Origin of the sequence: Candidatus Cryosericum odellii, from assembly GCF_003570935.1 — a bacterium.
Classification (GTDB): domain Bacteria; phylum Caldisericota; class Caldisericia; order Cryosericales; family Cryosericaceae; genus Cryosericum; species Cryosericum odellii.
This window is the reverse complement of record NZ_QXIU01000172.1, coordinates 1898-3282: the sequence shown is the minus strand read 5'-3', so window position 1 is coordinate 3282 and position 1385 is coordinate 1898. Positions and strand designations below refer to the sequence as shown.

The following is a 1385-nucleotide window of genomic DNA, read 5'->3' as shown; positions in this document are numbered from 1 at the left end:
GCCTTCGTTGCTCCGGTGTGTATCCCGGAAACCGAGAGCCATGATGAGTCCGCCGGGGACAATGACCCAGAAGGGCCACAGCCAGAATCCCAGGTCGATGTGAATGAATCTGGCGACCAGGATCCAGGCGCCCACGGCTAGAAGCAAGAGTCCAAGGGCTCTCGTGTTACGTTCGTGCTGTTCATTATTGTTCATCTCGTACCCCCTTGTGCAGGCTGCAAAAAGACCCGGGCTCAGGATCGTCATAAAGGGTGAGCTGGGTCATGCACTGTTCACTTCGCATACGGTAAGCAGGCTGATCAGGTTACAACGGGGTTTCCGCCTGCGCTGCCACAAGGGCTGAAGGCGAGATGAGGAGTGACGCGATCAAGTGAACTGTTTCGCATTGCCTCAGAGGTATTGACGTGTTTTTTTTGAAATTGTATACTTCTTAGTGGCAAGATACGACATGCCACAATTGTGTATGGAGGTCATCAGTGCTTACAGGTAAGGTAAAGTGGTTCAATGCAGAGAAGGGCTATGGTTTCATCACTCGTGACGACGGCGACAAGGACGTTTTTGTCCACTACAGTGCAATCATCGGCTCTGGCTTCAAGGCCCTCAAGGAGGGCGACCTTGTGGAGTTCGAGGTTGTGCAGGGCGACAAGGGCCCGCAGGCGAAGGACGTCCAGGTCAAGGTCTGATCACTGACACCTGAACCCAATCGAGTCCCCGGCGTGCGCCGGGGACTTTTCATTTTGCAGCCCGATAGTACGGATACCGATTGACATGGGTTTGCACCGCTCATATGCTATGTTGTGTTGGATGACATGCAGTGGGGAGAATGACACAATGGACATCAGGGAATTCTACGATTACTGCAAGGAGATCGCGAGCTACACCAGTGCGGCGGCGCTTGTCGAATGGGACATGAGGACCAAGATGCCTCCAAAGGCGGCACCAGACCGGTCGATGGTGGCAGGGAAGCTGGGGAGGACTGCTTTCGAGATGTCGACGTCTCCGCGAATGGCTGCCTTTGTCGAGTACTTCAACAGACCCGCAGTCGACCGGCAACTCAGCGAGGTCGACCGGAGAAACGTGGAGCTCGAGACGAAACAGTATCGGAAGATCTCAGCCATCCCTCCCGATAAGTACGAGAAGTTCACGGTGGCTTGCTCGAAAGGCGAGTACGCATGGCAGGAGGCAAAAGCCAAGTCCGATTTCGCGATGTTCCGTCCTTACCTCGAGGAAATCGTCGCGTACCAGAAGGAGTTTATCGAGTACTGCGGCTACGAGAAGAACAGGTACGACGTGCTGCTGGACGACTATGAGCCTTCCGTCACGACCGAAGACCTCAGGGTTATCATCGACGGCCTCAAGTCCGAGCTGGTGCCATTCATAAGACA

The 1385-nt window shown here is 54.6% G+C and carries 2 protein-coding genes and 1 pseudogene; 2 read left to right on the top strand and 1 reads right to left on the bottom strand.

The genetic code is table 11. The annotated features are described in order from the left end of the window. On the bottom strand, nt 1-195 hold a 195-nt coding region (locus tag SMC5_RS07115; protein WP_119120153.1), incomplete at its 3' end, for a hypothetical protein. A gap of 281 nt (nt 196-476) precedes the next feature. Here SMC5_RS07115 and SMC5_RS07110 point away from each other — a divergent pair. Continuing rightward, entirely contained in the window at nt 477-683 is a 207-nt protein-coding gene (locus SMC5_RS07110; RefSeq protein WP_119120152.1) for a cold-shock protein, read from the top strand. 148 nt (nt 684-831) lie between these two features. Then, nucleotides 832-1385: pseudogene (locus SMC5_RS11065) on the top strand (carboxypeptidase M32); the annotation flags it as partial.